Origin of the sequence: Sediminibacillus sp. JSM 1682029, from assembly GCF_041366435.1 — a bacterium.
Taxonomy (GTDB): domain Bacteria; phylum Bacillota; class Bacilli; order Bacillales; family Amphibacillaceae; genus Sediminibacillus; species Sediminibacillus terrae.
The window spans coordinates 304,044-321,997 of record NZ_JBEWYY010000001.1; the positions used below are offsets into that span (position 1 = coordinate 304,044).

At 44.0% G+C, this 17,954-nt stretch carries 18 protein-coding genes, 1 tRNA gene and 1 pseudogene; 9 read left to right on the forward strand and 11 right to left on the reverse strand.

Going from position 1 to position 17,954, the window contains the following annotated elements; genetic code table 11:
- Positions 1-11: 11 nt before the first annotated feature.
- The 3 genes from ABVF09_RS01515 to ABVF09_RS01525 all read right to left on the reverse strand — a co-directional run bounded on the left by ABVF09_RS01515 (position 12) and on the right by ABVF09_RS01525 (position 1,857).
- Positions 12-386, reverse strand: coding sequence for a GtrA family protein (locus ABVF09_RS01515; protein ID WP_026570579.1), 375 nt, complete (start codon positions 384-386; stop codon positions 12-14).
- On the reverse strand, positions 386-1,324 hold the full coding sequence (locus ABVF09_RS01520) for a glycosyltransferase family 2 protein (protein ID WP_371068456.1): 939 nt from the start codon (positions 1,322-1,324) through the stop codon (positions 386-388). Before ABVF09_RS01520 ends, ABVF09_RS01515 begins: the two co-directional genes overlap by 1 nt.
- Before the next feature lie 293 nt (positions 1,325-1,617).
- Positions 1,618-1,857, reverse strand: coding sequence for a hypothetical protein (locus ABVF09_RS01525; RefSeq protein WP_371068457.1), 240 nt, complete (start codon positions 1,855-1,857; stop codon positions 1,618-1,620).
- 60 nt (positions 1,858-1,917) lie between these two features.
- On the opposite strand from ABVF09_RS01525, the gene ABVF09_RS01530 reads away from it, so the two are divergent.
- A complete protein-coding gene (locus ABVF09_RS01530) occupies positions 1,918-3,630 on the forward strand; it encodes a BCCT family transporter (protein WP_153461852.1) in 1,713 nt (570 codons plus the stop codon).
- 39 nt (positions 3,631-3,669) lie between these two features.
- On the opposite strand, the gene ABVF09_RS01535 is transcribed toward ABVF09_RS01530, so the two are convergent.
- Complete coding sequence (locus ABVF09_RS01535) at positions 3,670-4,410, reverse strand: CAP domain-containing protein (protein WP_026570581.1); 741 nt, start codon at positions 4,408-4,410, stop codon at positions 3,670-3,672.
- A gap of 348 nt (positions 4,411-4,758) precedes the next feature.
- Positions 4,759-5,538, reverse strand: coding sequence for an enoyl-ACP reductase FabI (locus tag ABVF09_RS01540; protein WP_371068458.1), 780 nt, complete (start codon positions 5,536-5,538; stop codon positions 4,759-4,761).
- Positions 5,539-5,915: 377 nt separating this feature from the next.
- On the opposite strand from ABVF09_RS01540, the gene ABVF09_RS01545 reads away from it, so the two are divergent.
- Positions 5,916-6,401 (forward strand): GNAT family N-acetyltransferase, encoded by a 486-nt coding sequence (locus ABVF09_RS01545; RefSeq protein WP_026570585.1) that lies wholly within the window; start codon positions 5,916-5,918, stop codon positions 6,399-6,401.
- A gap of 18 nt (positions 6,402-6,419) precedes the next feature.
- Here ABVF09_RS01545 and ABVF09_RS01550 read toward each other — a convergent pair whose 3' ends face one another.
- Entirely contained in the window at positions 6,420-6,863 is a 444-nt protein-coding gene (locus ABVF09_RS01550; protein WP_371068459.1) for a GNAT family N-acetyltransferase, read from the reverse strand.
- A gap of 150 nt (positions 6,864-7,013) precedes the next feature.
- Between ABVF09_RS01550 and ABVF09_RS01555 the strand changes: the two genes are divergently transcribed.
- Both ABVF09_RS01555 and ABVF09_RS01560 read left to right on the forward strand, forming a co-directional pair.
- Complete coding sequence (locus tag ABVF09_RS01555) at positions 7,014-7,799, forward strand: DUF3298 and DUF4163 domain-containing protein (protein WP_051390423.1); 786 nt, start codon at positions 7,014-7,016, stop codon at positions 7,797-7,799.
- 311 nt (positions 7,800-8,110) lie between these two features.
- On the forward strand, positions 8,111-8,680 hold the full coding sequence (locus tag ABVF09_RS01560; protein ID WP_026570587.1) for a GNAT family N-acetyltransferase: 570 nt from the start codon (positions 8,111-8,113) through the stop codon (positions 8,678-8,680).
- Between the two features lie 29 nt (positions 8,681-8,709).
- Here ABVF09_RS01560 and ABVF09_RS01565 read toward each other — a convergent pair whose 3' ends face one another.
- The 5 genes and pseudogenes from ABVF09_RS01565 to ABVF09_RS01585 form a co-directional block, all read right to left on the reverse strand.
- Complete coding sequence (locus ABVF09_RS01565) at positions 8,710-8,919, reverse strand: hypothetical protein (protein ID WP_026570588.1); 210 nt, start codon at positions 8,917-8,919, stop codon at positions 8,710-8,712.
- 471 nt (positions 8,920-9,390) lie between these two features.
- Positions 9,391-10,806: an L-seryl-tRNA(Sec) selenium transferase gene (gene selA, locus ABVF09_RS01570; protein ID WP_371068460.1), complete on the reverse strand. Its 1,416-nt coding sequence runs from the start codon at positions 10,804-10,806 to the stop codon at positions 9,391-9,393.
- 137 nt (positions 10,807-10,943) lie between these two features.
- Positions 10,944-11,129: pseudogene (locus ABVF09_RS01575) on the reverse strand (Rdx family protein); the annotation flags it as partial.
- Positions 11,130-11,229: 100 nt separating this feature from the next.
- Positions 11,230-13,131 (reverse strand): selenocysteine-specific translation elongation factor, encoded by a 1,902-nt coding sequence (selB, locus tag ABVF09_RS01580; RefSeq protein WP_371068461.1) that lies wholly within the window; start codon positions 13,129-13,131, stop codon positions 11,230-11,232.
- 386 nt (positions 13,132-13,517) lie between these two features.
- A complete protein-coding gene (locus ABVF09_RS01585; protein ID WP_371068462.1) occupies positions 13,518-13,667 on the reverse strand; it encodes a YfhD family protein in 150 nt (49 codons plus the stop codon).
- A 147-nt stretch (positions 13,668-13,814) separates the two neighbouring features.
- Here ABVF09_RS01585 and ABVF09_RS01590 point away from each other — a divergent pair.
- The 5 genes from ABVF09_RS01590 to phnE all read left to right on the forward strand — a co-directional run bounded on the left by ABVF09_RS01590 (position 13,815) and on the right by phnE (position 17,941).
- A tRNA-Sec gene (locus tag ABVF09_RS01590) sits at positions 13,815-13,911 on the forward strand.
- 149 nt (positions 13,912-14,060) lie between these two features.
- Positions 14,061-15,053 (forward strand): glycosyltransferase, encoded by a 993-nt coding sequence (locus ABVF09_RS01595; protein ID WP_035426746.1) that lies wholly within the window; start codon positions 14,061-14,063, stop codon positions 15,051-15,053.
- A gap of 64 nt (positions 15,054-15,117) precedes the next feature.
- Positions 15,118-16,167, forward strand: a complete 1,050-nt coding sequence (gene selD, locus ABVF09_RS01600) for a selenide, water dikinase SelD (protein ID WP_200865434.1) — start codon at positions 15,118-15,120, stop codon at positions 16,165-16,167.
- Positions 16,168-16,265: 98 nt separating this feature from the next.
- Positions 16,266-17,174 carry a phosphate/phosphite/phosphonate ABC transporter substrate-binding protein gene (gene phnD / locus ABVF09_RS01605; protein WP_371068463.1) on the forward strand — a complete coding sequence of 303 codons (909 nt, stop codon included), beginning with the start codon at positions 16,266-16,268 and terminating at the stop codon, positions 17,172-17,174.
- 11 nt (positions 17,175-17,185) lie between these two features.
- On the forward strand, positions 17,186-17,941 hold the full coding sequence (gene phnE, locus ABVF09_RS01610; RefSeq protein WP_026570594.1) for a phosphonate ABC transporter, permease protein PhnE: 756 nt from the start codon (positions 17,186-17,188) through the stop codon (positions 17,939-17,941).
- Positions 17,942-17,954 lie beyond the last annotated feature (13 nt).

Below are 17,954 nucleotides of genomic sequence, written 5' to 3' on the forward strand. Positions count from 1 at the left end.
GATTGCCACCATTACTTTTTCAATATTTTTCCGGTAATCAAAAATGTGACTGGAACCGTGATAAACAAGGCAGCGAATGGAGCTGCATTCCCGTTCCAGCCAAGTAAATCGACAAATACATACATTAGACAAGAGGATAATGTTATATTGGCCAGTTGAGATAATGGGAACTGCAAAAACTTAGAAAACGTCGGTTTTACTCGATAGGTGAAATAAACATTCAGAAAAAAAGAAAGCACCAGACTGACGAAGAATCCGGAAATATGCGCGACTAAATAATGCCATCCAAGCAGGTTAAAACAAATTAAATATACCAGGTAATAATTAACGGTATTCAATCCGCCGACAACTACAAATCGGGTGAACTCATTATTGATCCAATTCATCATAAATCCCTGTCCAGATTCGTATCTCTTATTAGATAATGCGGCCTGCGCTTCGTTTCGGCATAAATCCTGCCCACATACTCACCGATGATACCCAAGCTGACCAACTGTACCCCTCCCAGAAACAAAACAGAAGAGATGATGGAAAAATAGCCTGGGACATCAATACCCGTGCGGATGATTCCTATAAGCATGACAAAAATATAAAGCAAAGCCAGGAACATAATGATCAGTCCGCCGTAAAGACATATACGCAGCGGCTTTTGATTAAAGGAAACGATTCCTTCGATGCCATAATTGATCAATTTTTTGTAAGACCACTTAGAGTCTCCATTTCCTCTGATATGGTTCCGGTAATATACTGTTTTCTGTTCAAATCCTATCCAAGAAAACAATCCTTTAGAAAATCTGTTTCCTTCTGAGAGCTCGAGCACGGCTTCCACCGCTTTTCTGCTCAAAAGACGGAAATCCCCTTCTCCATCTTTTAATTTTACATCGACCACCTGATCGATCCATTTGTAGTAAATTTTTGATAAGAAAGAACGTAATCGAGAATCGCCATCTCGATTACGTTTGGCCACGACCTGATCGAAGCCTTCCTCGAAACCTTCAATCAGATTTCCGATTAAATATGTAGGGTGTTGTAAATCGGCATCCATAATGATGACTGCATCGCCTCGAGCATGCCTGAGGCCGGCAAGCAATGCTGCCTCTTTCCCAAAATTTCTTGTAAAAGAAACATACTTAACCGCTGGATGCTCCTTTGCCAACTGGTGTATTTTCTTAAAGGTATCGTCTTCACTTCCATCATCGACAAACAAAATCTCATAAGCGCAATTTATTTTTTCCAACTCTTCTGTCAGCGCTTCATGAATCAGCCGGACATTGTCTGACTCATTATAGGAAGGGATTAAAAAAGAATAATAAGCGTCATTCATATACGTGTTCCTCCAATATTGATCATCACTCAAACAGCATGTGTCCAAGATAATAAAGATATACCCTTTTCCCTTCCATGATAAAACCAGACCGAAGTTACTGGCAAATGACTAGTCTAGAGGGCGCGTAATGCCGAAAGAATCGATAAAACGGACCATATCCAAGGTGGACTTATTAATGATACGGTTTTAATATGGGACGCCAAGGGTATTAAAAAATAGCAATACATACTCAAAGGATCAGCTTCGAATCATCATCCGCTTTTTATTTTACACACTTCCCGACAATCTATTTATAATAAAAAGCGCGTGCGCCTGCTCAGAAAAAAGACGATCAGACAGGCGATGACAGAGGTGTGGTCGCATTTATACTTCATACCTGAAAAATTGCGCTGATAACCACCTCTGCCAAAGTTCTTGGTTTGAGGCACAAGCTTATGAACAGCCTCGGCGTGGCATGATTCCGCCACAGAGCGGATGGACTTAAAGACCTCGAGGGGGTAGGCGCTGAAGCTGGACAAAATCATTTCCAAAACATTTATTCCTGAAAAAAGAAAGGGGGGATCTGCGCCGATAGTGCGCAGACCTAATTTATGGCGGAAAATAATTATACCTATTCAACCAAAAAACCGGGAATTGTATTTGTCATTTCAGCAATCCTGGTAGCTTTATTTGTTTTATGGGGAGCAAGCTCTCCAAGCACGCTGCAAGAAGCAGCCAGTGACGCGCTCAGCTGGATGATTGAAAGTTTCGGCTGGTTTTATATGCTGATCACTGCATTTTTTGTCCTATTCGTGATTGTTTTGGCTATCAGTCCTTTTGGACGTCTCCGTCTCGGAAAACCTGATGACAGGCCGGAATATTCCTGGTTCTCCTGGATCGGCATGCTGTTTGCAGCCGGAATCGGCGTCGGCTTTGTCTTCTGGGGAGTTGCCGAACCTGTACTTTACTATTTGGATACACCTGTCGGCTATCAACCCGAAACCAGAGAAGCGGCGATCGCCGGTCTTCGATACGGGGTTTATCATTGGGCATTACACCCATGGGCGATATTCTCCATTGTTGCCTTGACACTTGCCTATGTTCAATTCCGAAAAGATCGGCCTGCACTGATCAGCTCCGCCTTTTACCCTTTGATAGGTGACCGGACTGATGGCTGGCTCGGTAAGACTATCGATATATTGGCAGTCCTGGCTACCTGCACTGGTGTGGCGACCACTTTCGGCCTAAGTGCGATGCAAATCACAGGCGGTTTGTCTTATATCAGTTCCATCCCGAACAATGCCTGGACGCAAATTCTGATCATCATTGTTGTCACCTGCTTATTCATGATATCAGCCGCAAAAGGGGTCAACAAAGGAATCAAGTTGTTGAGCAACGTGAACCTTGTTGTCGCCGGACTACTCCTACTATTCGTCATTATCGTGGGACCGACATTGTTTATCGCCGAGAACTTTGTTTCCACATTGGGCGGTTACATTTCAAATATAATTCCGATGAGCCTGACGATGACCCCCTTTTCCGACAGCGAATGGCTTGGCACAAACACCATTTTCTTCTGGGCCTGGCATATTTCCTGGGCACCGTTCATGGGGTTATTCATTGCAAGGATTTCTCGCGGTAGAACTATCCGGGAGTTCATGGCCGGCGTTTTGATTGTCCCATCCTTATTGGCGATTATTTGGTTTACTACCTTCGGCGGTACCGCCTTGAATGTAGAAATGTTCGGTTCCGGCGGATTGGCCGAGCTGGTCACCGGTGATGTAGAATTAGCATTGTTCGCCACACTCGGGGAACTGCCGCTAAGCGGTATCACAAACGTCCTTGCCATCCTGTTGATCCTTATTTTCTTCATCACCTCTGCCGATTCGGCTTCTTATGTGTTGGGAGCATTGACTTCCAAAGGCAGCCTGGCACCGACAATGTCGGCAAAGCTCGTATGGGGCTTCCTGATTGCAGGGACGGCCAGCGTTCTGTTGTTAAGCGGCGGCGGCGGACTGGATGCATTGCAGACGGCTTCCATCATTGCCGCTTTGCCCTTTGCTATTATCATGCTATTGATGGTGATCGCCATTCTGATGATGTTCAGTAAAGATTTAAAACTCGAAGGAACTCGTAAACGGAAACGCCGTATTTCCAGAATCAAAACCGAATTCAAAGAAGAATTAATGGATGATGTAAAATCAGAAGTATACGAGGAAATGTATGAGGAAATCAAACAAGAAGTCAAAGAGGAAATGAAAGATGAAATAATGGATGAACTTTCGGAGGAGGACAGTCAGAAGAGCGACCAAAACAAGGATTAGTGAAGCGGGATTCACCAAGAAGTGGTGAATCCCTTTTTTTTACTTTTGGATAAACATTTGTGTCCAATAGTTGCCATCGGAATCGAATCCGACGCCAATATGGGTCAGTTCTCCATTGAGGATATTTTTCCGATGACCCGGACTGTCCATCCATGCTTGCACCACAGCCTCGGCTGATTGTTGTCCTGAAGCAATGTTTTCTGCTGCTGATCGATATTCAATATTGTATTGCTGCATCATATCGAATGGAGAGCCATATGTCGGTGAAGTATGCGAAAAGTAGTTGTTCTCGGACATATCTTCCGATTTTTCCTGTGCCACTTCCGTTAAATCCGTATCGGCTTTCAGTTCTTGAAGTCCATTGTTACGTCTCTCGACATTCGTTAACCGGATGACTTCCCGTTGCACGTCACCGATATTCGCATCATTGTTCGTTTCACCTGTCTGACGGTCTGTTTGCTGGTTGTTTTGCCGATTATCCGATTGATCGTTTCCTTGGCTGAACTGCCTGAAATCCTGTTGGAAATTCTCGTTTTCCCGTCTTAACGGAGGGTTTTCCCTTAGATTGGGATACTGACCCTGTCCACCTGGGTTGAGGAAGAACTGACCATTGTCGTTTTCGTTATCAGGGTTTCCGGTATTCTGCCCTCCACCATGAAAACCGACTTGGCGAAATCCTTCATCATTATTCGGATCTTGTGCTTCCTGGTTGTTCGTATTACATCCAGTTAAACCACTTAACACAACGGCCGCTGCAACAGTAACAAACGCTTTTTTCATCAGTTGACCTCCATTGTAATAGACTGTGGCCTGTTTACTATTTGCCAACCAATAATTAATATACATCCGGAAGTTACAGTCCATACTTTTCCTTGGCAGCCTCTCTGTTTATTCGTATAACACCTAATTGTTCTTCTCCTGAGTACTCTCTATTTTTCTCCCTTTCATTCTTCAGGTTCGCGATTCCAATAATTTTCTTAGCATCGGCTTCTGTATGTCCAGCTATACAGTGCAGCGCCTTTTCAAATCGAACACCTCCCCCGCCACATAGAAAGGAATCTTCACCCTCTACCTAAATAAAAAACGCCTTTGCAAGAAAAAAATCCTTGCAAAGACGCCAATTGGCATTTAGGCCATTATGTTATACCCGGCATCCACATGGACAGTTTCGCCAGTCACACCTCTCGAAAGCGGGCTCATCATAACTGCCGCCATATCTCCTACTTCTTCTTGTGTCACATTTCGTTTTAGGGGTGCTCTGGATTCGATGTCATGAAGCATTTCGTTAAACCCAGGAATCCCTTTAGCCGCGAGTGTCCTTATCGGACCAGCTGATATCGTGTTGACCCGGATGCCGTCTACTCCCAAATCTAACGCCAAGTATCGGACAGAGGATTCCAGAGCCGCTTTGGCGACCCCCATTACTTTATATCCTTCGAGTGTCCTTTCCCCGCCCAAGGCGCTCATCGTAATAATCGAGCCGCCATTGGTCATATAAGGCTTGGCTTCCCTGGCCACAGCAATCAACGAATAAGCGCTGGTATCCTGTGCAAAAGCATATCCACTGCGGGAGGTTTCTACAAATGGTCCTTTTAAATCTTCTCCATGCGCAAAGGCAATCGAATGAACGATCCCGTCGATCCTGCCGGCCTTCCCATGGATGGCGGCGAATGCGTCTTTGATACTTTCGTCCTCATTAATGTCACAAACAGCTACATGTTCAGCAGTAACTTCGCTCTTTTCCAAAAGCTTGATCAATTTTTGGTATGAACGCTCTTTACGGTATGTAAATGTCAATTTTGCCCCGGCCTTAGCCAATGACTTAGCGACTCCCCAGGCAAGACTGCGTTCATTGGCCACACCCATAACCACAATATGTTTGTCTTTCAACTGTAAAATGTCTTTCATAGTATCCTCCATTAAGTAGTTTCCGTTTTATCATAACAAATTTCACCCAAAAAAGGACAGTCCCCGCCTATAAGCATGCAGCAATTTTTTTCTACTGTATTCCCCCCTATCTCTGGAAGAAGCAACTCCTGCAATCAAGCAAATCTGTACCCTCCAGTTTCGGCAGTTCGAACTGACAAACAGCCGGAAAACATAGAAAAATCCAGATTATAAACGGAGTGGAATATCAAAAGAGGAACATCCGGATTTTTCGCAGTCCTTCTTAACGACTTGTTAATGAATGTCAGCTTACTGCATCGACCACAAGACTGCACAGTATTCATTTCCCACTCTTTCCTTTAAAATGAGGAAAGATACGATTGGAGGTATTCCGCCTTATGTTGATTAGAAATGCAGAACAAACAGATATCCCTTCCTTGCTGGCCATATATAACCACGCAATTGAACATACGACTGCTACATTTGATTTGAAGAAACAAACGATCGAGCAACGGAAAAAATGGTTCTCCAAATACGGGGACAGATACCCGCTGTTAGTCGCCGAAGATGATGGAAAAATCACTGGTTACAGCTGTTTAAGTGCCTATCGGGACAAACCAGCATATCAATGGACCTGCGAACTTTCCGTTTATGTAGATCCCGACAGTCAAGGAAAAGGAATTGGAAAATGGCTAATGGAGGCTGTTCTTGAGAAAGCAAAAACCCTCGGTTATCATTCAGTGATCAGTGGGATAACCGCCGGAAATCAAGCTAGTATTAAGCTGCATGAACAGTTCCACTTCGAATTCATCGGCAGTTTCAGGGAGGTCGGCTACAAATTCGAAAATTGGCAAGACGTATGGTTTTACCAGTTGATGTTATAACAGCAGATTCTCCTCTCCCTATTCACCCAGCCGCTTATACATTAAGCGGTGGGGGCCGATTGGCTCGATATCAAAAATCCCCCCTTCTGAGTCCATCCCCATTTTCCGATAATAATCACTGACACTTGTACGGGCATTGCACCACCACAGTGAGGCCTTCTTCTCCGACATTATTGCTTCCCCCCTTTGAATCAAAGCACTTCCTGCTTTTTGTTTACGATATGCCTCCAAGGTCGCCATCCCACGTAACCTGAACTGCCTTGATTCTGTAAACGCCCGATGATTTTCCGGGTAAAAAGAAGCAACGCTGATCAACTTCCCGTCTACATAAGCCCCTAAATGGAAAGCATCCCACTCAAAGTCGTTCGGATACAAACATTCTTGTATTGTTTGGTTCGGCCTTAAAATCCGATGACGTAATGAGTATGTACTCTCCGGTTCGATTTGTTTTACTTGTATCATCTGCCATCACCCTTCCTGAATGCAAAATTATTTGTTCGACGATTTATTATTTCGCTGTGAGGGGAATTATTCCTGCTATTTTTCCCGCCCAAGCATTATTGCTGAAAAATATGGAAAGCTAATCAAAAATACAGGAGGTAACAGTCATATATGAATAAAACGAATATCGTATTTCTGACTGCAATTTTTTACTGGTTTTGCGCTCTTCCGCATCCCGCGGGAGCTTTATCGGTCGAACCTGCAGACGACCAATCCGACACTGGAAGTATTATCATTGGGTCAAAAGTAATTCAGGAAAAAACTGATTTTGTCACCATCGACTTAAACGTACCTATCGTGAATGGCCTTTCCGATAGAAAATTCGAAAAGCAGCTGAATAATAAAATCAAAAAACAAGCACTGGAAGCAAAGAAAGAGATCATTGTTCAGGCAAAACAGGCTCAAAAGAATGCCGACCAGGAAAACAGGCCTTTTAATCCCTATGAATTGAAAATCGACTACAATCTTAAGAATACTGATCAGATTTTGTCTTTCACCGTGTCTACCTACACCTATACAGGCGGTGCACATGGGATTACAGTAACCGATTACTATAATATCGACCTGAACGATAATCAGCAGTTAATTCTTTCTGATCTTTTCCATGAAAACAGCGACTACGCAGAAATGATCAATCAGGAAATTCATCGGCAAATCAAGGAGCAAGAAAAAGCTGGGGAAGGAAGCTATTTCCACCCTGACGATCCATTTACAGGAGCGAGCGCTTTTCAAAGCATTACTAGTGACCAATCTTTTTATATCGAAGATGGGGATTTGGTTATCGCCTTCGGGCAGTACGAAATTGCGCCTGGTTATATGGGGGAACCCACCTTTCCTATAACCCTTTCGACGCTGAAGGAGCAACTCAAAGAACAGTATCAGCCGCTTATAACATGAAGGTAATGGTATTGAACAGTACACGCTCCAAAGACATGCTTCCAAATCATTATTTGCCAACTCAAAAAAGCAGGCAGTGAAAATCAAACCAAAAACCGGACGAGTTCGAATCCTTAAGATTTGAATACGTCCGGCTTTGTTTTAGGCATTATTCCTTTTCCACTTGAACAATGGATAAACACCTTCCTCCATTCTTCTTACAATTAAATCATGAAACAGAGCTAAAAAAGATTGAATCGTATGAAAAGTTAGGATAACATTGACCACAACTTTCTCCTATATTAGGAACTTGTAAAAGAGGTGGACTGAAAATGAGATTTCCGGAGTTTGAAACAGAAAGACTGAAATTGGTGGAAATAAACAAGCAGTATGCGGCGAGTTTTTTTAGCATCATGTCTGATGATCGAGTAACGAAATATTATGGTATGAACAGCCTGGTGAACATGGAACAAGCAGAGGAAATGATCTACTCATTGCATGAAACATTTAAGAGCGGACGCGGCATTCGCTGGGGCTTGCTTCTAAAAGAAAGCAACAGTTTTATCGGGAGTGCCGGGCTGAATAATCTAAGCACCTATAGTAAAAAAGCTGAAATCGGTTATGAGATCCATCCTGATTTTTGGAGAATGGGGTATACAACCGAAGCAATCAACAAGATAATGGAATACAGTTTTGAAAAGCTCGGGTTATACCGGCTTGGCGCGGTTACTTTCCCGCAAAATCATGCTTCCAATCAATTGCTTCGCAATAGGGGATTCACGGAAGAGGGCACTTTGAGAGGATACTTGTATCAGAACAAGCAATCCCATGATGCGTTGGTTTTTTCTCTGTTGCAGCCTGAGTGGAAACATAAAGCAGAAAATGATAATACCTTCAAATAGGAAATAGTGTTCGGAGTATATAATTCTTTCTAAAATATCAAAAGCCACCATATAAAGATACCGATGAAAACCGCCGTTCCGATTGCGGCGTTTTTAACAGCATAAGGTATTTGATAAGGGAGATAATGAAGCGGAACTCCCACCAGCAATGCTGCCGTCAGCATAAACAATACTACGTATAAAAGCATACCTAAAAAGTTGTCGACCGGGAACTTCATCGTTTCGATTATGTATGTCATCTCTCCACCTGCTTTGTCGTTTTCTACTGTTGATTCCCAATCATATATATTCCATGCCGGTCAGAAAAATCCTGCCCCAAAATCCAGAAAATCCAGTTATACAATTCTGGTCCAGTCACCGTTCGGTTTTTCCAAAAGATTTATGATATGTTCCAGCCTTGTTTCTCCATATATGGCAGGCTATACCACTCCGGAAAGATAATTCGCATGCCGCAGCAATACGACGACGGGATTAAAGGAAGTTTAACGGAAGATGTGGCCATATATCAAAAAACCGAACGAATTCAATGAATTCGTTCGGTTTCTACATAAGCCGCAAGCTTTTCAGCTACTATTCAAATATTCTCGACCCGCACCTTCACGACCTTCACTCCCATTTTTCCTGCAAGAAACAGCCGAATGGCGGCGGCCATTAAGATTGAAGAGCTGATGTGGAAGCGAATCGTTTTAGAAGAACAACGTCTTGTCCAGTCAGTTTTCTTTCTTGAATAAACGGACCATCTGGCCATAGAGAGTTTGCATGTCATCCTCTGAGATGGTTCTTAAATCAAGTAACACTTTCTCCCCTTTAATCCGTGGGATAATAGCCGGATTTCCCAATCGCAAGCTATCTGCCAAACGTTGTGCGGTCAGTCCAGGAAGGGTAATTGCCACCACATAAGTAGGCAACTCGACTGCCGGCATCGTACCTCCGCCGATTTGCGAGACATCTTCCATCAATTCGAAATGCAGGTGCGGAAGTTCGTCCGTCATTCTCGTGATTAGCGTTTCAGCTTGCTTTTGGATGGTTTCCGGACTTCTCACAATATCCCGGACTGTGGGCAACTGTTCTGCCGCAGTTCCAGTTATATAAGCACGCAAGGTTTTTTCCAAACCGGCAAATGTCATTTTATCGACACGGAGAACACGGGCGAGCTGATGTTTTTTCAATTGTTGGATGAATTTCCGTTTTCCAGCTATGATGCCAGCCTGCGGACCACCCAGCAGTTTATCCCCGCTGAAGGATACTAAATCAGCGCCATCCTTGATGACCTCTCTGACTATCGGCTCGTCTCCAATCCCCTCTGCTTTAAAATCATATAGCGCGCCGCTTCCCAAATCCTCATAAAAAATGATATCCGGATAACGGCTTTTCCACTCTGCCAATTTTTTGGTACCTACAGACTCCGTGAAACCCACTGTTTTAAAGTTACTGGTATGAACTTTTAAGACCATTCTTGTTTCCTCATCCACTGCCTGTTGATAATCGTATAGGTGGGTTTTATTCGTCGTGCCGACTTCCACCAAGTTCGCTCCACTTTCTTCCATGATGGACGAGACTCGGAAAGATCCTCCGATTTCGACTAGTTGCCCCCGTGAAACTATCACATTTTTCTCTTTTGCCAATGCCCGCAAGACGAGGAAGACAGCTGCAGCGTTATTGTTTACCACCATTGCCGCCTCCGCTCCCGTCAGCTTCACGAGTAAATCCTCGAGAATATCATGACGCGAACCTCTGTTCCCAGATTCAATATCATACTCTAAATTGGAATATCCAGCTGACACCTGCTCCATATGACGAATGGCTTCCGCACTAAGCCGTGCTCTGCCGAGGTTAGTGTGCAAAACCGTTCCCGTTGCATTGATCACCGGACGAAGCCTCTCCTGTTGAAAGCATTGCAGACGCTTTTCGATGTCTCGCCATATGTATTCGGCGAAATATTGTCCCCCAGCCTCTCCTGCAGGATTGACACCTTCGAGCAGCGCATTGCGCAATTCATGCAATGCGGACTTTATGTATCCAGTGACTTCCTCTTCAGGAATGCCGTATTGCTCTGAAAGGTGGCGGAATTTCGGGTGCTGCTGAAATTCATGGACAGGCGGTAGCTCCCGCAGCAAATGTTTCATTTCATTTTCCTCCATTTACCCTAACTTATACTCTACTTTCATTATAGCCTGAAAATTGGACTTGAACCTATCAATTCGATGATGGATACCCAGTCAAATAAAATAAGAGCCGCAGTATCGACGACTCTCTTATCTTATTATAAATGATCCATTTTATCGACAATCGCTTTCCATTCGGGGTAAGCTCCTGTTTCTAATTTTGAATAAAGCAGCTTGCCATTCACGGAGATTTCAAACGCCCCTCCCGAGCTGGGTACCAAATGAAGGGATGCAATCGATGACCGATAATGAGTAAATAACTGTTCCGCAAAACTTGCGGCTTTTGGTGCATAGTTTCATTGCATGCAGAACTCTATCGATACCTCGTATCTCATTCGTTTCTCTTCCTCCTCTTTACTTATTTGACTAAAGATATCCGACAATTCACTTTCCCGAAGGAAGCCAACGCCGGCTGCCATCTTCCCGGATCGTCCATTCCCATTGATCAAGTAATTCAAGAAGTGGAATCATATACTTTCTGGAAATGTTCCAGACTTCCTTAACGTCCTGAAGCCCGAAGGTTTCATCTGTATGCCTTCTCAACTTTTCGACGGCATCCAGGAACACTTGCCGATCGATAAGCATTTCTTCTGTAAGGGCATAAGCCTGGCCGGTTTGCAGCAAATAATTTTTAAATTCACCACCCATTTCTTCAGGCAGCGGGCTACCAACAAAATATTCTTCCCATTTTCTGATTTGCAGGCCATCCGCTTTTAGCTGTTCAATAATTTCTTCCAATCTCGCTTTCCAGCGTGGCGGCAAATGCTGGTGAAAATCCGCTGTTGCCAAGTACTGTTCCTGCTGTTTTACCATTTTCTGTTCCACCATTTCCGTTATGACAAAATCGATAAACGGCTTGGGAAAAGTATCGCGAAAATGCTGGCGCAACTCTGCTTTGTTAATACCAGGACGCATTGGATTCTGCTGCTGATAGCTTTCCAAACACTCAACCAGGGATTCTTTGCCTTTATCAAACGTATTCGTTAAAACAAAGTTTTTTCCTGTTCGGATAAATCGTTCCGCTTGGATTCCTCGATTTAACGCCTCTAAAACGACTGATTTGTCTAACGACGTGAATTGAATGATTTGCTGTTCATTCAACAAGGTATGCTCATGTAATACTGTGGAGATTAAATCCTCCGGTGTACCTTCTTTTTTCTGTTCAAGCATCTTTATCGTTTTTGCACCGAAACGGTATTTTTCGCCTTTCGGGTCAATAACCCAGCCACCGCCGATTGTTTCTACCGGAGTCGGTCTCCGGATAATGAAACGATCTCCCCGACGCACGACAACTTCCTCATCCAAACGAAGCTGACAAAGAATTTCATCCGGTGATTTTTGTGCTTCATTGCGATCGAAAAACACAATTTTGCCCATCACTTCGGATGTTCCGATATGTAATTTAACGGGAGCGCGCTGTTTTATAGGATGTCGCATTCCATCCACCAGTCTCATAGCCACATCAATTGTCTTACTGACCAGGAAATGATTAGATGCTACCAGCACATCTCCTCTGTTGATCTCCTCACGGTCCACACCGGTGACATTTATTGCAGTACGCTGGCCTGCCCTTGCTTCCTGGACATCTTTATGGTGAACCTGAATGTTGCGTGCTCTTACTATTTTTCCAGCGGGCAAAATCGTCAGCGGAGTTCCTTGGCGAACCACTCCTTCATATATAGTTCCTCTGGCAATGGTTCCTTGTCCCTGAACAGTGAAAACTTGATCGATCGGAAGGCGAAAAGAACCAAACCGGTCTCGAAATTCCACCTGCTTCAGAGCGGAGAAAATGGTCAGCCGGAGCTCTTCCACTCCCTTTCCAGAAACACCATCCACAAACACCATTTCAGCATCCGAGAAAATCGTGCCTGTCAATGCTTCTTTAATATCACTTCCCACCAACTCCTGTAGTTCTTCATCTACCCGGTCGATTTTCGTTATAGCGACAATACATCGTTTTATTCCTAGAAATTGGAGGATTTCCAGATGTTCCTTCGTCTGCGGCATCACCCCTTCATCCGCAGCAACTACCAATACCACCAAATCAATGCCAGCCACACCGGCTATCATTTGTCGGATAAACCGTTCATGACCTGGAACATCCACGATAGATACGTGCGTACCATCCTCTGTATGTAAAGGAGCATATCCTGCTTCAATCGAAATATTTCTTTCTTTTTCTTCTTTCAACCGGTCCGTATCGACATCGGTCAATGCCTTGGTCAATGTAGTTTTGCCGTGATCGATGTGACCGGCCATACCGATTGTATAGTAAGTATCGTCCATCATCCCACCCTCTTTCATTCTGTCTTGGTACTTATAACTGTAATCATCTTAAGAGCCTGATTCAAGTAGTAAGAATCAGGAAGCAGAGAGAAAGGAGGAAGGGTCAGGAGGAAGGGTCAGTCCCCAACAACATAAAACCCTATCGACAAACACCACGGGGGTCTGTCCCTCACTCTTAGCGAAAAACTAGAGTACCACCCTACGCAGCACTAAAACCTTACAGTATCAGCATCGCGACTTCGTTCGCGAATTACTGGGTCTGTCCCCGCAAGAATTAAAAACCAGTAAAATTCAGATTTTTGACGCTTTTGGGGTCAGTCCCCTTTCCCCTACCTAATGAGCTGTAAGGCGGATTTCAGGGACTGACCCCCCTTGGATATGACCAATTATTTTTCTTCTTCGTTAATCCCGAATTGGACGCGTGGGTTCTTCGACATATCGATATCTACGCCTGTTTTGTCTTTTTCATGTGCCGGTGTTTGAGGCAATTTCACTTTGTTTTTACCTCTTGAATGGCGATGTTCATCCCTGCCCATTTTTCCACCTCTTTTCCTACAGTATCCAGCATAGTATCTGCCTCTCCCCTGATTGCAATGTAAGCTGGTAAAAACTACTGAGGCTTTGTACTTGCACCACTGGTAAAATCGTTATAAACTTGGTGAGGCTTGGCGATAATGACTGATGGGGCTGGATGGGTGACTGGTGTTCCCCTGGGTCTTCAAAACCCTGAGGGAGGCGCGTGCCGTCTCCGGTGGGTTCGATTCCCACACAGTCCCGCCAATACATAGGAAAGCACTGCCGCAATTCCACATAATGAATTGCGGCTTATTATGTTCTCTTCCGGGTAAAGTAAGGTCATCCAGCCATATGGATGAGCTGAAACTTACAACTACGCCCGTACCAACCTTTTTTGCCAAAGGAGGTGTATGATGAAGATTGTCCTCGCAACGCCAAATTATCATCAACAGCGGGGGAACACCGTGACAGTCCGGCGGATTTCCAAGGCATTGCAAAAATTAAACATCGAAACAGACATCGTATCGATCACGGAAGAAAAACCGCCAAAAGATTTTCCCGCTGCCGATTTAATACACGGTTTTCATGCCTATCGTTTTTATCAGTATTATAAACAGATGGACGAGAAGCCGGAAACATATGTAATTACTGTTACCGGTACGGACCTAAGCCATTATTTATACGAGGAATCGACTAGAACTGATACGATCGCTTCTTTGACAGGAGCACGGGCCGTTCATGTATTTAACGAGGAAGCAAAGATCACCCTGTTAGAAGAAGTCCCTGATATCGCCGGAAAAGTTCATGTAATTCCACAAGGCACTGATGAATTTCCGGTTTCCGGAGACAATTATGAGAAGGAACCAGGTACCACTTTATTTGTCCTTCCGGCAGGTATAAGAAAAGTGAAAAATGTACCAGCGGCCATCAACATGATGAAAAAGCTGTACACCGAATACCCAACCACCCGCTTGGCGTTGGTCGGCCCTGTACTGGAAGAAGAAGAAGGAAATGAAGTGGAACAATTGGTTGCTAAAAACAACCATTGGGTTAGCTATCTAGGACAAATAGACCATGAAAAAATGGGAAGCATTTATCAGGCGGCCGATGTTCTGCTAAACACTTCGATCGCAGAAGGCCAACCCTCGGCAATATTGGAAGCGATGGCTGCTGGTTTACCAGTTTTAGTTTCGGACAATCAAGGGAATCGTAGTATTGTCATCGATGGCGAGAACGGATTTGTTTACCATGATGAAAACGAATTTCTTGCTTATGCCGAAAAAATCATGAATAATTACAATTTAAGACAGTCCATAGGACATGCTGCTAGCCGCTATATTTCTGAACACCATTCCAGTCAACAAGAGGCCAAAAAACTGTTGGGAATCTATAAACAGCTTACGTAATTGGTCGCATAATTTTCAGAAGGCAGTATTTCAGTCCTTAAGGAAGCAAAGGAGTGTGAGAAATATGTCGAAAGAAGAAATAATAAAATTGACTTCTTTATCAAGCAAAGGTGGCTGAGGATGCAAAATTGGTCCCGAGGACCTGACGCAGGTGCTGCGTCACTTACCACCATCCGTTCCAGATCCAAATCTGCTCGTCGGTCTAGAAACTTCAGACGATGCAGGTGTTTATAAAATCAATGATGAGACAGCCCTCGTACAAACTTTGGACTATTTCACTCCCATCGTGGATGATCCTTATATGTTTGGACAAATTGCGGCAGCAAACGCTTTGAGCGATGTTTATGCGATGGGCGGCAAGCCAATTACGGCAATGAACATTGTCGGCTTTCCAATCAACGAATTGGATAAGAGCATTCTCGCCGACATCCTCGCCGGTTCTTCTGACAAAGTGAACGAGTCAGGGGCGGTATTGGTCGGAGGCCATTCTATCGACGACCAGGAACCGAAGTTTGGATTGTCGGTCACCGGAACCGTTCACCCTGACAAGATCCGCGCGAACGTTGGTGCGAAACCGGGCGACAAGCTGCTTCTTACTAAACCTATCGGAGTCGGGATTTTGACGACAGCCATCAAAAATGGCTTGCTGGACGACCAGACAACCGAGGAAGTGATGCAAGTAATGGCTGCTTTGAATAAGTATGCTGCCGAAGCGATGGAAAGCCATACCGTGAATGCATGTACAGATGTCACCGGCTTTGGATTGCTTGGTCATACAAGGGAGATAGCTGAAGGCAGCAATGTCGGCATCACCATTCATTATGATAAAGTACCACTTCTTTCCCGTACAAAAGAATTGGCTGAAAAGAATGTCATTCCTGGTGGTTCGAAGAAGAATCATAAATGGTTGGCCGATTGCATTGATTACAGTGATCAGATTAGTGATTTGGACCAATTGATCCTGTGTGACGCTGTCACATCCGGCGGCCTGCTGATTTCTGTGCCAGCAGCCGAAGCTGACGAGTTACAACAAAAAATGCAAAACAGCAATGTACCCTCAGCAATAATCGGTGACGTCACCAGTGAAAACTGCGGACGTATTTCTGTAGTATAAACTTTCTGTATTTAGGGAAAAAGGGCTCAAAAGAGTCCTTTTTCTTCTTGGATAATAGTAAAAATAGCCGGCAAATGAAATCATGAGGTGATCAAGAGATGAAAAAATGGATATACTTAGCAATCATTATAAGTTTGTCAGTACTTCTCTCCGCTTGCGGGAATGACCAGGAGAATGATCAAGCCGACGAACAAGAGAATAACAATGCAGAGGACACGTTCACTATCGGAGTAATACCTGCACAAACAGAAGGCGAAATGCAGCAGGCGATGGATAAACTTCAATCCATTTTAGACGAAGCAATGGAAGAGAACGTAAAAGTCGATGTATACCCTGACTATAATGGTGTAGTGGAAGCAATGAATTACGACAAAATCGACATGGCGTACTTTGGTCCGCTGACATATGTAGTCGCTCATGAAAAAAGCGGAGCTAAAGCGATCATTACGCAATTAATAGATGGTGAACCTTATTATCACTCCTATATCATTACACACAAAGACAATCCTTGGGGGTCTTTAGAAGACTTACTTGCAAATCCGGAAGAAATTGATTTTGCTTTTGGTGATCCCAATTCAACTTCGGGTGCATTGATTCCAGAAATCGAACTTCAAGACCAAGGTGTTTATCAATCGGAAGACGACCATTCTTTTAATTCTGTCCGTTTCACAGGTTCTCACGATGCGACTGCATTGGCGGTGCAAAACAAACAAGTCGACGCCGGAGCAATTGACAGTGCTATCTTTAATCAGTTAGTCGAATCAGGAAAAGTGGACGGCGATCAAATCAAAACAATCTGGAAATCAGAAGAGTTATTCCAATATCCGTGGGCCGTGCATCAAGATACGGATGAAGAAACCATTGCTACATTGCAGGAAACTTTCCAGGGTATAGATGATGAAGAAATCCTTAATGCCTTTGGAGCAACAGGTTTTACGACAGCGACGAATGAAGATTATAAAAGCATCCTTGATGCAGCTGTCAAACAAGGCGTTATCGAAGAATAGAGCTGATTTTCATGTGGTTTAAACGAAAAAATTTAGTGACAGTGCTTATCCTTTGTCTACTCTTATATTTCAGCATGCGTCTGACCGAATTTGATTTATCAAAATTTCGTGATTTTCGCAATATGATCGATTTTTTGGCACAGTGGTTTCCGATGGATACTTCCAAATTGCCCGGTATGATCAGTGATAGTTTGGAAACAGTGGGCATGGCCTTTTTAGGAAGTTTTATCGGGCTGTTTTTCGGGCTGCCAATCAGCTTTATCGCTGCCTGGAACACTTCTCCAACCAAGCCTGTCTACCATTTATCACGATTTGCATTGAGTTTCATGCGCTCCATCCCGGAAATCGTGTTCGGTCTGATTTTGTTGACGGCTTTAGGACTAGGTCCTTTCCCGGCTGTTCTGGCGATTGCATTTCATAATATCGGTGTCCTGGGAAAATTGATTTCCGAGTTAGTAGAAGCCTCTGATCCAGGACCGCAAGAAGCGATGAAAGCGGTCGGATCCAAAAATTGGTTTGCCCATTTATTCAGTATCGTTCCGCAAATCTGGCCGAATGTTCTGTCACACTATTTTTATCGGCTTGAAGTGGCGATTCGGACATCGCTTGTTCTCGGTTTCATCGGCGGCGGCGGTATCGGCCAGCGTTTATTCAATGACTTCAAAACCTTTCAATACTCCTCTGTTTCGCTGGATGTATTGATTATCATGGTCATCGTCATCATTGTCGACTTATTGGGCAGCTATGTCAGAAATCGAGTCATATAAGGAGGTGCGCCAA

What these genes read in the sequence shown, in the direction of transcription:
- ABVF09_RS01595 (WP_035426746.1), top strand. Translation starts at nt 14,061, where the DNA reads ATGAAGATTGTCCTCGCAACGCCAAATTATCATCAACAGCGGGGGAAC.
- ABVF09_RS01535 (WP_026570581.1), bottom strand. Translation starts at nt 4,410, where the DNA reads ATGAAAAAAGCGTTTGTTACTGTTGCAGCGGCCGTTGTGTTAAGTGGT.
- phnE (WP_026570594.1), top strand. Translation starts at nt 17,186, where the DNA reads ATGTGGTTTAAACGAAAAAATTTAGTGACAGTGCTTATCCTTTGTCTA.
- ABVF09_RS01585 (WP_371068462.1), bottom strand. Translation starts at nt 13,667, where the DNA reads ATGGGCAGGGATGAACATCGCCATTCAAGAGGTAAAAACAAAGTGAAA.
- ABVF09_RS01545 (WP_026570585.1), top strand. Translation starts at nt 5,916, where the DNA reads ATGTTGATTAGAAATGCAGAACAAACAGATATCCCTTCCTTGCTGGCC.
- ABVF09_RS01560 (WP_026570587.1), top strand. Translation starts at nt 8,111, where the DNA reads ATGAGATTTCCGGAGTTTGAAACAGAAAGACTGAAATTGGTGGAAATA.
- ABVF09_RS01515 (WP_026570579.1), bottom strand. Translation starts at nt 386, where the DNA reads ATGAATTGGATCAATAATGAGTTCACCCGATTTGTAGTTGTCGGCGGA.
- ABVF09_RS01550 (WP_371068459.1), bottom strand. Translation starts at nt 6,863, where the DNA reads ATGATACAAGTAAAACAAATCGAACCGGAGAGTACATACTCATTACGT.
- ABVF09_RS01565 (WP_026570588.1), bottom strand. Translation starts at nt 8,919, where the DNA reads ATGACATACATAATCGAAACGATGAAGTTCCCGGTCGACAACTTTTTA.
- ABVF09_RS01540 (WP_371068458.1), bottom strand. Translation starts at nt 5,538, where the DNA reads ATGAAAGACATTTTACAGTTGAAAGACAAACATATTGTGGTTATGGGT.
- selA (WP_371068460.1), bottom strand. Translation starts at nt 10,806, where the DNA reads ATGAAACATTTGCTGCGGGAGCTACCGCCTGTCCATGAATTTCAGCAG.
- ABVF09_RS01520 (WP_371068456.1), bottom strand. Translation starts at nt 1,324, where the DNA reads ATGAATGACGCTTATTATTCTTTTTTAATCCCTTCCTATAATGAGTCA.
- ABVF09_RS01530 (WP_153461852.1), top strand. Translation starts at nt 1,918, where the DNA reads ATGGCGGAAAATAATTATACCTATTCAACCAAAAAACCGGGAATTGTA.
- selB (WP_371068461.1), bottom strand. Translation starts at nt 13,131, where the DNA reads ATGGACGATACTTACTATACAATCGGTATGGCCGGTCACATCGATCAC.
- ABVF09_RS01555 (WP_051390423.1), top strand. Translation starts at nt 7,014, where the DNA reads ATGAATAAAACGAATATCGTATTTCTGACTGCAATTTTTTACTGGTTT.
- phnD (WP_371068463.1), top strand. Translation starts at nt 16,266, where the DNA reads ATGAAAAAATGGATATACTTAGCAATCATTATAAGTTTGTCAGTACTT.